This window comes from Nocardiopsis alborubida (assembly GCF_012396365.1).
GTDB classification, from domain to species: Bacteria; Actinomycetota; Actinomycetes; order Streptosporangiales; family Streptosporangiaceae; genus Nocardiopsis; species Nocardiopsis alborubida.
In genome coordinates this window covers 150,253-162,874 of record NZ_JAAXPG010000016.1, presented here as the reverse complement: position 1 = coordinate 162,874, position 12,622 = coordinate 150,253, and the positions used below count along the sequence as shown (strand labels likewise).

The 12,622-nt window shown below is 71.9% G+C and carries 10 protein-coding genes and 1 pseudogene; 6 read left to right on the top strand and 5 right to left on the bottom strand.

The annotated features are described in order from the left end of the window. Window positions 1-222: 222 nt before the first annotated feature. Window positions 223-438, bottom strand: a pseudogene (locus HGB44_RS18190) (helix-turn-helix domain-containing protein); the annotation flags it as partial. A gap of 98 nt (window positions 439-536) precedes the next feature. Between HGB44_RS18190 and HGB44_RS18185 the strand changes: the two are divergent. The 6 genes from HGB44_RS18185 (at window position 537) to HGB44_RS18160 (ending at window position 9,040) form a co-directional block, all read left to right on the top strand. Then, on the top strand, window positions 537-806 hold the full coding sequence (locus HGB44_RS18185) for a hypothetical protein (protein ID WP_061081112.1): 270 nt from the start codon (window positions 537-539) through the stop codon (window positions 804-806). A gap of 437 nt (window positions 807-1,243) precedes the next feature. Further along, the gene (locus tag HGB44_RS18180; RefSeq protein WP_061081111.1) at window positions 1,244-3,928 is read left to right on the top strand and encodes a glycoside hydrolase family 48 protein; all 2,685 of its coding nucleotides are present in this window, start codon (window positions 1,244-1,246) and stop codon (window positions 3,926-3,928) included. Between the two features lie 70 nt (window positions 3,929-3,998). Then, complete coding sequence (locus tag HGB44_RS18175) at window positions 3,999-5,432, top strand: endo-1,4-beta-xylanase (protein WP_061081110.1); 1,434 nt, start codon at window positions 3,999-4,001, stop codon at window positions 5,430-5,432. Window positions 5,433-5,632: 200 nt separating this feature from the next. Then, window positions 5,633-6,997, top strand: coding sequence for a cellulase family glycosylhydrolase (locus tag HGB44_RS18170; protein WP_061081109.1), 1,365 nt, complete (start codon window positions 5,633-5,635; stop codon window positions 6,995-6,997). A 172-nt stretch (window positions 6,998-7,169) separates the two neighbouring features. Beyond that, window positions 7,170-8,270 carry a lytic polysaccharide monooxygenase gene (locus tag HGB44_RS18165; RefSeq protein WP_061081108.1) on the top strand — a complete coding sequence of 367 codons (1,101 nt, stop codon included), beginning with the start codon at window positions 7,170-7,172 and terminating at the stop codon, window positions 8,268-8,270. Between the two features lie 101 nt (window positions 8,271-8,371). Further along, window positions 8,372-9,040, top strand: a complete 669-nt coding sequence (locus HGB44_RS18160; RefSeq protein WP_061081107.1) for a maleylpyruvate isomerase family mycothiol-dependent enzyme — start codon at window positions 8,372-8,374, stop codon at window positions 9,038-9,040. Between the two features lie 56 nt (window positions 9,041-9,096). Here the strand turns inward: HGB44_RS18160 and HGB44_RS18155 are convergent, their stop codons facing one another. The 4 genes from HGB44_RS18155 to HGB44_RS18140 all read right to left on the bottom strand — a co-directional run bounded on the left by HGB44_RS18155 (window position 9,097) and on the right by HGB44_RS18140 (window position 12,443). Then, on the bottom strand, window positions 9,097-9,690 hold the full coding sequence (locus HGB44_RS18155; protein ID WP_061081106.1) for a flavin reductase family protein: 594 nt from the start codon (window positions 9,688-9,690) through the stop codon (window positions 9,097-9,099). A gap of 129 nt (window positions 9,691-9,819) precedes the next feature. Then, window positions 9,820-10,842 (bottom strand): pyridoxal-phosphate dependent enzyme, encoded by a 1,023-nt coding sequence (locus HGB44_RS18150; RefSeq protein ID WP_061081105.1) that lies wholly within the window; start codon window positions 10,840-10,842, stop codon window positions 9,820-9,822. Window positions 10,843-10,932: 90 nt separating this feature from the next. After that, window positions 10,933-11,724 carry a Rossmann-like domain-containing protein gene (locus HGB44_RS18145; RefSeq protein ID WP_061081104.1) on the bottom strand — a complete coding sequence of 264 codons (792 nt, stop codon included), beginning with the start codon at window positions 11,722-11,724 and terminating at the stop codon, window positions 10,933-10,935. Then, the gene (locus HGB44_RS18140; protein WP_061081103.1) at window positions 11,721-12,443 is read right to left on the bottom strand and encodes a class I SAM-dependent methyltransferase; all 723 of its coding nucleotides are present in this window, start codon (window positions 12,441-12,443) and stop codon (window positions 11,721-11,723) included. The genes HGB44_RS18145 and HGB44_RS18140 overlap by 4 nt, the downstream gene beginning before the upstream one ends. Between the last annotated feature and the right edge of the window lie 179 nt (window positions 12,444-12,622).

The following is a 12,622-nucleotide window of genomic DNA, read 5'->3' as shown; positions in this document are numbered from 1 at the left end:
GCGACCCGGGTCGCACGCGGGAGCGCGAGCGTCCACGTCCCCCCAGTCCATCCCACCCCCGCGCTCCTGTTTTGGGAGCGCTCCCACTCATGCGGACATCCCCCCGCGTCGCGACACCCTCCCCGGAGAACGACGTGCCCCTCGCACCACCCGCACCACCCGGATTCCACGCAACAGTCGGCGGCCCCCGTCCCGACACTCTCGTCCCTCCGGCACAACCGCCGACCATTCCCCGGTCCTCTTCCACGCGGTCAGGGCCGCGGAGGAGTCGGCGTAGGAGAGCCGTCGCTGCTCGGCGTGCCAAGCGTTGGTGCGTTCGGCCAGAGCACGGTCGTGGACCAGGCGCACGCACCCGAACGTGCGCGACGGCTCAGCCGCCTGCGCGCCGGTCGGGTGGAAGCGGTACCGAAACGCCCGCTTCACGCTCTTCCTGGTCATGGCACACACCGCAGCGACCGCCCTGCGGCCGCGTGGGTCGAATCCAACAGAGAGCGACAGGAAGGAGAGGGTGCATCCTCCCCGCCCCGAAGGATGGGGTGTCCACGCCCGGCGAACAGATGAGCGGAAACCTGCGCGTCCCGGACGGGCGTCCGGACGCGCGGCGCGGTCCCGCCGCGACACCGGCCCTGGCCATGGGTGCCGCATCGGCCGCGGCCGTGTCCGCCCCCGCTGGCGCCGCGGCCGGTTGCGGGGTCGACCACCAGCCCAACGACGACGGTGCGCTGCCCGACGCTCCGATCCCGGGGCACCCGTTCTCCGCGCAGTTCCAGGAGTTGCTGGCCAACGCCCACCCGCCCGTCCAGTAGGACCGGCGGCCGCCACAGGCGGTGCGGTGAGTGTGGGAGGGACCGTCCGACACGGGCGGGCGCCTCCGCTCCGCGCTGCGCCCCAAGGTCTCCCGGGGCGGTCCGGCCCGCCCCGGGGCCCCGGGAACTTAACGAGTAGTCACCACGGTTGCACCCGTTGTCTCCGTGTGTCGTGGATGTTAACTTCGCCCCACGATGCCTGGGAGCGCTCCCGCAAGGTGTGCGCAAAACAGGCGTCCGAATTCCGGAAAACCACCGGACGCACACCGGCCCGACCCTGGGCAACGAGCCGCAGGTCACAGCGTCGTACCCGGCTCCCTCCCCCCACACCCGCACTCCGGTCCCGCCGACTCCCCCTCGGAGAGCTCCGCCCCGACGCCGTCCTCCGGCGAGCGGGGCCCGCGGCGGGGAACGGAGAACCTGTCCGAGGAGGACACGTGACCACCCCCCGCCCCGGCCCGCGCCGCACGGCGCGCTGGCGCAGACCCGCGCCCGCGCTCCTCGGCGCGGTGCTCCTAGCCGCCCTCCTTCCGGCCGCGCCCGCGCAGGCCGCACCGATTTGCTCCGTCGACTACCAGCTCAACGACTGGGGCTCGGGCTTCACCGCCGAGGTCTCGGTCACCAACGAGGCCGAGTCCGTCTCCAACTGGACGCTGGGCTGGGACTTCTCCGGCAACCAGAGCATCAGCAACAGCTGGAACGCGCAGGTCTCCCAGAGCGGCAGCTCCGTGACCGCCAGCGGCCCCTCCTGGGCGTCCGGCCTCGCCTCCGGACAGACCGCGACGTTCGGCTTCCAGGCCACCTACAGCGGCGCCAACGAGGTACCCACGGAGTTCACCCTCAACGGTCTGGACTGCGCGGGCGAGGACGAGGAGCCCGAACCCGAGGACCCGACCCTGGTCGTGGACCCCGACTCGGTCACCCTGGAGCCCGGCGGCGAGGCCGCCTTCGACGTGGCCCTGTCCGAGGCGCCCGCCGAGGACGTCGCCGTCAGCGTGGAGCGCACCTCCGGCAGTGAGACCCTGTCGGTGGCCTCGGGAGCCTCGCTGACCTTCGGCGACGCCGACTGGGACACCGCCCAGGAGGTGACGGTCGCCTCCTCCGGCGACGGCTCCGGCGAACCCGCCCAGGCCGAGTTCACCGTCTCCGCCGAGGGCTACGACCCCGTGGTGGTCACCGTGCGTGAACTCTCCGGCGCCGCCAACGCCTACGAGGAGGAGTTCCTCACCCAGTACGACAAGATCAAGGACCCCGACAGCGGCTACTTCCGCGAGTTCGACGGCCTCCTCGTGCCGTACCACTCGGTGGAGACCCTGATCGTGGAGGCGCCCGACCACGGCCACGCCACCACCTCCGAGGCCTACAGCTACTACCTGTGGCTGGAGGCGACCTACGGCAGGATCACCGGCGACTGGGAGCCCTTCAACTCCGCGTGGGAGTCCATGGAGGCCTTCATCATCCCGGGCACGGCCGACCAGCCCACGAACGGCTCCTACGACCCGTCGGCCCCGGCGACCTACATCCCCGAGTCGCTCGACCCGAGCGACTACCCGATGGCGCTGGACGACTCGGTCGAGGCGGGACAGGACCCGCTCGCCCAGGAGCTGAGCAGCACCTACGGCACCGACGAGGTCTACGGCATGCACTGGCTGCTGGACGTGGACAACACCTACGGCTACGGGTTCTGCGGCGACGGCACCGACGACGCCCCCGCCTACATCAACACCTTCCAGCGCGGCTCCAACGAGTCGGTCTGGGAGACCGTGCCGCACCCGTCCTGCGAGACCTTCGAGCACGGCGGCGAGAACGGGTTCCTCGACCTGTTCACCGACGACGACAACTACTCCGAGCAGTGGCGCTACACCAACGCCCCCGACGCCGACGCGCGGGCCGTGCAGGTGGCCTACCTGGCGCACCAGTGGGCCTCGGAGCAGGGCAACGAGGGCGCGATCGCCGAGAACGTCTCCAACGCGGCGATGATGGGCGACTACCTGCGCTACGCCATGTTCGACAAGTACTTCAAGGAGATCGGCGACTGCGTCGACCCCCAGTCCTGCCCGCCCGGATCGGGCAAGGACTCCGCGCACTACCTCATGGCCTGGTACTACTCCTGGGGCGGCGCGCTGGAGAGCGCCGAGTACCCCTGGGCCTGGCGCATCGGCGGATCCTCCGCCCACCAGGGCTACCAGAACGTGATGGCGGCCTACGCGCTCTCGGAGGTGTCCGCGCTCCAGCCGGAGTCGGCCACCGGAACCGAGGACTGGGGTACCAGCCTCGACCGCCAGCTGGAGTTCCTGGAGTGGCTCCAGTCCTCCGACGGCGGCATCGCGGGCGGCGCGACCAACAGCTGGGAGGGCACCTACGCCCAGCCGCCCTCGGGCACGCCCACCTTCCACGGCATGTTCTACGACGAGAAGCCCGTCTGGCACGACCCGCCGTCCAACCGCTGGTTCGGCTTCCAGGTCTGGGACATGGAGCGGGTCGCCGAGTACTACCGCATCACCGGCGACGAGCGCGCCGGGGGCATCCTGGACGACTGGATCCCCTGGGCGATCGCCAACACCACCGTCGGCGAGAACGGCGAGTTCGCCATCCCCGCCGACATGGAGTGGAGCGGCCAGCCCGACACCTGGACCGGCGAGTCCACGGGCAACCCCGACCTGAGGGTCGAGGTCGTCTCGCACGGACAGGACGTCGGCATCGCCGCGGGCCTGGCCAAGACCCTCATGCACTACGCCGCCGCCACCGGTGACACCGAGTCCCGCGCGATGGCCGAGGGCCTGCTCGACGCCCTCCTGGCCAACCAGGACGACCTGGGCGTCGCCGTTCCCGAGACGCGGGCCGACTACGCCCGCTTCGACGACGAGTTCGGCGCCCCCGACGGCGGCCTCTACATCCCCGGGGGATGGACCGGCCAGATGCCCAACGGGGACCCGGTCAACTCCGACTCCACGTTCCTGTCGATCCGGTCCTTCTACGAGGACGACCCGAACTGGCCCCAGGTCGAGGAGTACCTCAACGGGGGGCCGGTGCCCGAGTTCACCTACCACCGCTTCTGGGCGCAGGTGGACGTGGCCACAGCCCTCGCCACCCACGGCGAGTTGTTCGGCGACGGCGCCTGACCGGCCGTAGCCGCACGGGGGCGGGCGCCGCCGGCGCCCGCCCCCGACCCCCACAGAAGAAAGGAGCACCATGTCGGTCACCAAGGGGCGAAGACGGCTCCGGGGAGGGGCCGCGGCCGCGGTCGCCCTCGCCCTCAGCCTCGTCACAGGCGGTCTGACCGCCGCCGCCCACGCCGAGGACACCGCGCTCACGGCGCAGGAGGCGGCCCGGGCCCAGCAGGCCACCCTGCGCGAACTCGCCGACCAGCGCGGATTGCGCATGGGTACCGCGGTCGCGCCGCAGCACCTGAACCAGGCGGCCTACGCGCAGACCGCCGCGACCGAGTTCAACTCCGTCACCCACGAGAACGACCTCAAGTGGGAGACCGTCCAGCCCCAGCCCGGGCAGTTCAACTGGACCAACGCCGACCGCATCGTGGACTTCGCCCAGCAGAACGACCAGCTGGTCCACGGCCACACGCTGGTGTGGCACAGCCAGCTGCCCCCGTGGGTGAGGGACGGCACCTTCACCGAGGACCAGCTGCTGGACGTCATGGACACCCACATCAGCACCACCGTGGGGCGCTACCGCGACGACATCGCCACCTGGGACGTGGTCAACGAGCCGATCGGGGACGACGCCCGGTTCCGCGACTCGGTCTTCTACCGGACGCTGGGGGAGGACTTCATCGCGGAGGCCTTCCGGATGGCCGACCGGGCCGACCCCGACGCCCGCCTGTTCATCAACGACTACAACATCGACGGGATCAACGCCAAGAGCGACGCCTACTACGACCTGGTCCGGGACCTGCTGGCGCAGGGCGTGCCGATCGACGGCATCGGCTTCCAGGGCCACCTCATCGCGGGACAGGTCCCCTCCAGCATCCAGCAGAACATCCAGCGCTTCGTCGACCTGGGCCTGGAGGTGATGATCACCGAGCTGGACATCCGCATCCAGATGCCCGCCACCCAGCAGAAGCTGGAGCAGCAGGCCAGGGACTACGACCAGGTGGTCAACGCCTGCTACGCGGTCGACGGTTGCTCGGGCGTGATCGTGTGGGGCGTCACCGACGCCCACTCCTGGGTTCCCGGTACCTTCCCGGGCCAGGGCGCGGCGCTGCCCATCGACGAGAACTACCAGCCCAAGCCCGCCTACTGGTCGATCCACGAGGCGCTCGGCGGCGACCCCGGACCCGGTCCCGATCCGGACCCGACCGATCCGCCGTCAGGTGAGTGTGAGGCGGAGTATGTGGTGACCAACCAGTGGCAGGGGGGTTTCCAGGCGCAGGTGACGGTGACGGCGGGTGCTGCTCTGTCGGGGTGGACCGTGGAGTGGACCTTCGGTAGCGGTGAGAGTGTCTCGCACGCCTGGAACGCGTCGGTGTCCGGTAGCGGCGGCAGTGTGACCGCGACCGATGTGGGTTACAACGGCGCGCTGGCGGCGGGGCAGTCGACCTCCTTCGGGTTCGTCGGCAACTCCAGCGGCGGTGTCTCGACGCCCGAGCTCACGTGCAGCGGCTCCTGATCGGCGGCTGACCCCGTCCGCGGGGAGGACCGGAACCGAACGACACTGACGCGACCGCCCCGGAACAGGCCGCGCCTGTGTCAGGACCGGGCGCCGGGGGACCGCAGCCGCCGACCCCCGGCGCCCACCCGGTCCCCGCCCGCGAGGGCGGGAACCCCGCAACACGACAACGTTGTCCGCCCTTCTACCTGGAGCCCCCCATGGTCAAACGCCTGCTGATCGCCCTCGGGTCGGTCATCACCCTGGTGGCCGCACTGCTCGTGCACTCGCTGCCCGCGCACGCCGACACCGGCTTCCGCGTCAGTGACGGCCGCCTCGTCGACGCCGCCGGAAACGACTTCGTCATCCGCGGCGTCAGCCACGCCCACACCTGGTACACCCAGGAGACCCAGTCGTTCGCCGACATCAAGTCCCTGGGCGCCAACGCCGTCCGCGTCGTGCTCAGCAGCGGCCAGCGCTGGACGGAGAACACCGCCGCCGACGTGGCCAACGTCGTCGACGAGTGCAAGACCAACCGGCTGATCTGCGTCCTGGAGGTGCACGACACCACCGGCTACGGCGAACAGGCCGGGGCCGCCACACTCGACCAGGCCGTCGACTACTGGCTGCGCGTCCAGGAGGCCGTCGAGGGCGAGGAGGACCACGTCCTCGTCAACATCGGCAACGAGCCCTACGGCAACGACGCCGCGACCAACCAGAACTGGGCCTCCGACACCAGCGACGCCATCAACCGCCTGCGCGACGCGGGCTTCGACCACACCCTGGTCGTGGACGCGCCGAACTGGGGCCAGGACTGGGCGGGTGTCATGCGCGACAACGCCCAGTCGGTCTTCGACTCCGACCCCGACGCCAACACGGTCTTCTCCGTGCACATGTACGGCGTCTACCAGCAGGAGTCGACGGTCGTCTCCTACCTGGAGCACTTCGTCGACGCGGGCCTGCCGCTGATCGTCGGCGAGTTCGGCCACGACCACTCCGACGGCAACCCCGACGAGGACGCCATCATGTCCCACACCGAGCGCCTGGGGCTGGGGTACATCGGCTGGTCCTGGAGCGGCAACGGCAGTCCCGTGGAGTACCTGGACATGGTGGAGGGCTTCGACGTCAACAGCCTGACCCCCTGGGGCGAGCGCATCTTCAACGGCCCCGACGGCATCGCCGCCACCGCCGAGGAAGCCCCGGTCTACGGCGGCGCCCCCGAACCGACCGACCCGCCCACCGAGGAGCCCACCGACCCGCCGACCGAGGAGCCCACGGATCCGCCGTCGGGTGAGTGTGAGGCGGAGTATGTGGTGACCAACCAGTGGCAGGGGGGTTTCCAGGCGCAGGTGACGGTGACGGCGGGTGCTGCTCTGTCGGGGTGGACCGTGGAGTGGACCTTCGGTAGCGGTGAGAGTGTCTCGCACGCCTGGAACGCGTCGGTGTCCGGTAGCGGCGGCAGTGTGACCGCGACCGATGTGGGTTACAACGGCGCGCTGGCGGCGGGGCAGTCGACCTCCTTCGGGTTCGTCGGCAACTCCGGCGGCGGTGTCTCGACGCCCGAGCTCACGTGCAGCGGCTCCTGACCTGTCCGCGCCTTCGGTAACTCCGTGCCCCTAACCCAGTGCCCCCTAACCCAGTGCCCCCCAACCTAGTGACCCGACGCACCCGCTGGTCCCGCTGAGGGAACAGACGACCCACCCCCGGCCGCACCGACCCGGTGCGGCCGGGCACCCCCCACAGAGATTGGAGTGGCCCATGCGGTCACGCAGCACCCTCGCCATGGCCGTGGCGCTCGGCGGCCTCGCCGTCGGCACCACCGTCGTCGCACTGCCCGACACGGCCCAGGCCCACGGCGCGTTCACCTATCCGGCCAGCCGCACCTACGCCTGCTTCCAGGACGCCACCGGCGGCAGCAGCGGCGGCGCGCTCCAGCCGACCAACGACGCCTGCGCCGACGCGCTGGCCGAGGGCGGCAACTACCCGTTCTGGAACTGGTTCGGCAACCTCATCAGCAACTCCGACGGACGCCACCAGGAGTTCGTGGCCGACGGCGAGCTGTGCGGCCCCACCGACAGCTTCTCGTCCTTCAACGCGGTCCGCGCCGACTGGCCGACCACCGAACTGCCCGCCAACACGACGGTGGAGTTCCACCACAACGCCTGGGCCGCGCACCCGGGCACCTTCTACACCTACGTCACCGAGGACGGGTTCGATCCGGCGACCGACGCGCTGACCTGGGACTCCCTGGAGCTCATCGACGAGGTCACCGACCCGCCGCTGCGCAGCGGCGGCGTCGCCGGAGCCGAGTACTACTGGGACGTGGACCTGCCCGACAAGGAGGGCCAGCACATCATCTACGTGGTGTGGGAGCGCTCCGACAGCCCCGAGGCGTTCTACAACTGCTCCGACGTGGTCTTCGAGGGGGGCACGGGCGGCAACCCGGACCCGGACCCCGAGCCGGAGCCCGAGCCCGAGCCCGAGCCCGAGCCCGAGCCGGAGCCCGAGCCGGAGCCCGAGCCGGAGCCCGAGCCGGAGCCCACGGACCCGCCGCAGGGCGAGTACTGCACGGCCGAGTACACCGTCCTCAACGAGTGGCAGGGCGGCTTCCAGGCCGAGGTCGAGGTCACCGCGGGAGAGAACGGGACCGACGGCTGGATGGTGGACTGGGTGTACGCCAACGGCCAGGCGGTCAGCAGCGCCTGGAACGCCTCGCTCGTCAACCACGGCGCCCACTTCGAGGCCACGAACGCCGCGCACAACGGCTCGCTCGCGGCCGGGGAGAGCACCAGCTTCGGGTTCACCGCCACCTCGGGGAACGTGAACATCGAGCCCCAGGTGTCCTGCCAGGAGCCGTGACCTGACCATCCCGGAGGGACCGCTGCCCCCCACATGAGGGCCGCAGAGGCCCGCGCGGTCCCGGCGCCACGGTACCGAACAGCGTTCGGTACCGTGGCGCCATGGACACCGCGAAGATCTACACCTCCTGCCAGGAGCGCATGCTCGCGCTCGCCGACGACCTGAGCGCGGAGCAGCTCGCCACCCCCGTTCCCGCCCTGCCCGCGTGGACCGTCCAGCAGACCTACGCCCACCTGGCCGGGCTCTGCGCCGACGTGCCCGCGGAACGGGTCACGCCCCCGGCGGACGACGCCGTCACCGCCCGCCAGGTGGCCGAGCGCGAGCACCTGGACATCGCCGGGCTCTGCGCGGCCTGGCGCGAGGACACCCCGGCGCTGCTGGAGGTCTTCGCCACCCGGACCAGGGCCCGCTACTCCCTGCCCGCGGTCGACGTGTGGCACCACGAGAACGACGTCCGGGGCGCCCTGGGGATGCCGGCCCAGACCGGGCACGCCGACGAACTGGCCGCCTTCGTCCTGGGTGCGACGGCCCGCGCGTGGTCCCCGGACCTGCCCGGAGTGCGCGTGGCGGCGACGGACACCGGCCAGGAATGGGTCTTCGGCGAGCGGGCCGACCTGGAGTGGTCGGCCACGGCCTTCGAGCTGCTGCGCGCCGCCACCGGCCGCCGCAGCGCCGCCCAGACGCGCGCCATGGACTGGAGCGGCGACCCCTCGGGCGTCCTGCACCGGTTGTCGGCCTTCCCCTTCCCGAAGGTGGACCTGCGGGTCTGACGGGAGGCGGGCCACACACCGGGTCGGGACCGCTGGCGGACGGTGGCGGCCGCCGGTCAGGGCCGGTACGGGATCCGGTCGACGGCCCGCACCTCGCCCAGCGTGGACCACTCGTTGCGGCCCAGCCGCGCCAGCGGGCGCAGCAGGGTCGCCTCGGGGTGCCCGTCCACCAGCACCGACTCGTCCACGGCCACCCGCACCACCCGTCCGAACACCACCGTCGAGTCGCCCAGGCCCACCGTCGAGTGCAGCACGCACTCCAGCGCCACCGGAGAGCCCGCCACCCGGGGCGGGCGCACCGACGCGCTGGGCTCGCGCCCGATCCCCAGCGCGTCGAACTCGCTCACCTCCGGCGGGTAGGAGGTGCCGCTGGCGTTGACCTGTTCCTGCATGGGCTCCGGGGCCAGGTTGACCACGAACTCGCCGGTCTCCTCCGCGTTGCGCAGCGAGTCCTTGCGTCGCACCGAGGTGAACTGCACGATCGGCGGCTGGGTGCACGCGACGGTGAAGAAGGAGTGCGGAGCCAGGTTGTCCACGCCCGCCTCGGACGTGGTGGAGACCCACGCGATCGGGCGCGGCAGGATCACGGCCGTCATCAGCTGGTAGAACGCTCGTCCGGGCAGGTCATCCGGTGTCCATTCGGTACGCATCGGTATCGATTATCCCGGCCCGGGGCGAGCGGGCCGCACCATCCGGGCGGCGCGGCGGGTGTGATGCCCCGGACGCGGTGCCCCCGCACGCGGGCGCGGCCCCCACCGGGCCGCGCCCGCGCGCCCGGCTCAGGCCGTGCGGTCGAACTCCGCCTGGCGCGGGGCCCCGGCCCGGCGCCACTCCATGCGCGCCCAGGGCAGGCGCAGCTCGGAGGTGCCGGTGACGTCCAGCGGCTTGAGGTCCTCCACCGCCTCGGCCTCCCGGTGGCGGGAGAACACCGACTCGGTGTAGCGGTGGCCGGTGTCGGCCGCGACGAACACCACCGTCCGGCCGGGGGAGAGCCCCAGTTCCCACCGGGCGGCCAGGTAGGCGGCGCCGCTGGAGAGTCCCGCGAACACGGCGTGCCGCCGGAGCAGGTCGACCGTCCCGGCCAGGGCCGCCGTGAAACCCGTCCAGTGCACGGTGTCGTAGAGGGTGTGGTCGACGTTGCCGAAGGGTATGGCGCTGCCGATCCCCGCGATGATGATGTCCCGGTCGGGCACGCCGTCGCTGGCGAAGGTGACGCTCCCGAACGGCTGCACCCCCACCAGGCGGGTCTCCGGATCGGCCTCGCGCAGGTAGGTGCCCAGCGCGCCGGTGGACACGCCGGTTCCCACACCCCCCACGAGCGTGAGGTCCGCGCCCGCCGTCTCCCGTCGGATCATCTCGGCGACCTCGCGGTAGCCCAGGTAGTGGACGGGGTCGTGGTACTGGCGCATCCAGTGGTGGTCCGGGTGGGCGGCCAGGACCTCCCGGACGCGGCGCACCCGGCGGTTCTGGTCCAGGCGCAGGTCGTCGCTGGGCTCCATCTGCTCCAGGCGCACGCCCAGGACCTCCAGCTGTACGCGCAGGGTGCGGTCCACGGTGGTGGAACCGATGATGTGGCAGCGCAGTCCGTACCGGTGGCAGGCCAGTGCCAGCGCGTGTGCGTAGACGCCGCTGGAGCTGTCCACCACGGTGTCGCCGGGGCGGACGGCGCCGGTCTCGACGAGGTGGCGGACGGCGGCCACGGCCGAGAGGGCCTTGAGGGTCTCGAACCGCAGGCACAGCAGTCCGCCGCCCAGGTCGATGAGGTCGGGGCGGCCGATCGCGTCGGAGGCGTGCTCGTCCACGGTCGTTCTCCTTACTGGTGGCTGGGGCGGGCGCGCGCATCGGAACGCGACGGTGCACGCGCCCGCCCGGGGAGGAGGTGTCGTGGGTGTTCAGGCCGCCGGGGTCGCCCGGTAGCGGTAGAGCCTCGTGGGGTCGGCGCTGAACTGGGAGAAGGGGAAGGGCTCGGCGGAGACTCCGTCGACTCCGCGGCCGAGGAAGGCGCGTGCCACCGCGCTCGCGCTCTGGGCGTAGACGTACAGGGGGACGCCGCGCTCCCGGCACCGTGCCAGGATCGGGTCGAAGGTGCCGTTGCCGAGGGTCATGCCGGTGGCCACGACGGCGTCGGCCGCGTCGACCACCTCCTCCATGGACTCCGAGACGGGGTCGCCCCACCGGGTGGTACGCAGGTTGAGGTCGCAGGGCAGGCACTCGCCGCCGCGTTCGCGGATGGCGGCCACGAGGGGGTTGACGACGCCGATCAGCGCGATCCGCGCGCCCTCGGTGATGGGGACGAGGGAGGCGACGGCGGCGTCCCGGGCCTCCGCGCGCTGTTCGGGCGTCCCGGCCGGCAGGGTGACCGGCTCGGCCCGGGGGTCCTCGCTGTGCGGAGCGGTGCGGGCGAGGTGGGCGTCCAGGGCGGCCACCCGCAGGGGGAGGGGGCCCCGCGTGAGCAGTTCGGCCAGCGGGGCTCCCGAGGCCTCGCGGCACAGGTCCGGCGGGATCTGCCCGTCCTCGAAGGCGCAGGCCCCGAAGGCCCCGCCGACGCGGACGGCGACGTAGTGGTTGAGGTAGGTGGTGTCGCCCCCGGCCAGGCGGGTGCCGTGGTGGAGCCAGAAGACGCTGGTGGCCACGGTGTCGCCGACCTGGTCGGCGGCGTCGCGGAGGAGGTCGTCGAGGGTCATCTCGCGGTCTCCTCCCGGAAGCGGAACAGGTAGGTCAGGACCCCGTCGCCCCAGTCGTGCCGGTGGTGCACCTCGCCCCGGAAACCGGTGGCCTCCGCGTGCCCGACGATGCGGCGCAGGTCGGCGGTGTTGGAGGCGATGAGGAAGACCTCCGCGCCGGGGGCCAGGAGCGGGCGCTCGGCCAGCTGGCTGAAGAACTTCTCCGTGACCGGCGCGCCCACGCACACGTTGCGCACGACGTCGGGGTCGGTGCTGACCGCCTGGCTGACCGCGGGCGGGTTGAAGGTGACCACGTCGACCTCGGTCCCGTCCGGAAAGCCCTCGAACATGTCGCCGGTCACCGGGACGAGCTCGGTGGCGGTGCGCCCCTGGAGCAGATGCGCGAAGTTGCGGGCGGCGGCCTCGACGCTGGGGGCGTGGACGTCGGCGGCGTGGACCCGGTCGGCGCCGCGGGCCCCGGCGGCGACGGCCTCCACGCCCAGGCCCACGCCCATGGCGGCGTAGCGCCGTCCGCGCACGTCGATGTCGTCCTCCAGGATGCGCTGGTGGACCATCCTGCTGGTCCCGCCGGGGAGGAAGACGCCGGGCGGCACCTCGAACTCCCATCCGTTCCACGTGTAGGAGCGGGTGGTGTGCAGGTCCTTTCTCGGCGGATTGACGGCGAGGATCTGTTCGGCGGGCAGCGGTGGGGGCAGTTGGTCCACGAGGGAGCGGTCCACGGTCGTCCTTCCAAGGGGATCGGGAGTAACACGGGACACCAACGGGGAGCGCCGGACGTTCTGAGTACCGGAGTCCGCGCGCTATTGTAGATAAAACGATAACCATTGTCATTAGCGGGGTCGGAGTTCGCGTCCCCGGGGTGTGTCCGGTGGACACCGCCCGTCGGGGCGGGCCCTCC

What these genes read in the sequence shown, in the direction of transcription:
- HGB44_RS18155 (WP_061081106.1), bottom strand. Translation starts at nt 9,690, where the DNA reads ATGCGTACCGAATGGACACCGGATGACCTGCCCGGACGAGCGTTCTAC.
- HGB44_RS18145 (WP_061081104.1), bottom strand. Translation starts at nt 11,724, where the DNA reads ATGACCCTCGACGACCTCCTCCGCGACGCCGCCGACCAGGTCGGCGAC.
- HGB44_RS18170 (WP_061081109.1), top strand. Translation starts at nt 5,633, where the DNA reads ATGGTCAAACGCCTGCTGATCGCCCTCGGGTCGGTCATCACCCTGGTG.
- HGB44_RS18175 (WP_061081110.1), top strand. Translation starts at nt 3,999, where the DNA reads ATGTCGGTCACCAAGGGGCGAAGACGGCTCCGGGGAGGGGCCGCGGCC.
- HGB44_RS18165 (WP_061081108.1), top strand. Translation starts at nt 7,170, where the DNA reads ATGCGGTCACGCAGCACCCTCGCCATGGCCGTGGCGCTCGGCGGCCTC.
- HGB44_RS18160 (WP_061081107.1), top strand. Translation starts at nt 8,372, where the DNA reads ATGGACACCGCGAAGATCTACACCTCCTGCCAGGAGCGCATGCTCGCG.